The sequence below is a fragment of the Corallococcus sp. AB049A genome, assembly GCF_003668885.1.
Lineage (GTDB): Bacteria > Myxococcota > Myxococcia > Myxococcales > Myxococcaceae > Corallococcus > Corallococcus interemptor.
This window is the reverse complement of record NZ_RAWL01001416.1, coordinates 1-393: the sequence shown is the minus strand read 5'-3', so window position 1 is coordinate 393 and position 393 is coordinate 1. Positions and strand designations below refer to the sequence as shown.

The window sequence follows — 393 nt, the reverse complement described above, 5'->3', positions numbered from 1 at the left end:
ACCACCCAGGCACGCGGCTCCGCCCCCCGCCGCGCAGCCGCTGCCGGCCGTGACGGCGCCGTCGTTCTCGCCCGTGTCGAACGCGCTGTCCGCGCTGGTGTCCCCGGAGGCCGCGCGCGAGGAGGAGGAGGCGCCGCCCGCGCCGTGGTTGGAGTCGGACTCGGAGCCGGAGTCGCAGGAGACGGCGCCCGGCTGGAACGTGGCGCAGGCCCCCGCGCCCGAGGAGTCCGCCTGGGACGCGGACGCCGTGCCGCCGGTGTCGCACCGCGAGGTGGCGGAGGCCGTCGCCGCGTCCGCGTGGAACGTGTCCGTCGCGCAGCAGCGCGAGTCCGTGGTGGAGGCCTTCAGCCGTGAGCCCGTGGGCGCCGAGCCCACGCCCACGCACGTGGAGCC

Annotated in this window: 1 pseudogene; it reads left to right on the top strand. The window is 78.4% G+C overall.

From position 1 onward, the window contains the following. Nucleotides 1-393 (top strand): annotated as a pseudogene (locus D7X55_RS43990) (hypothetical protein); the annotation flags it as partial.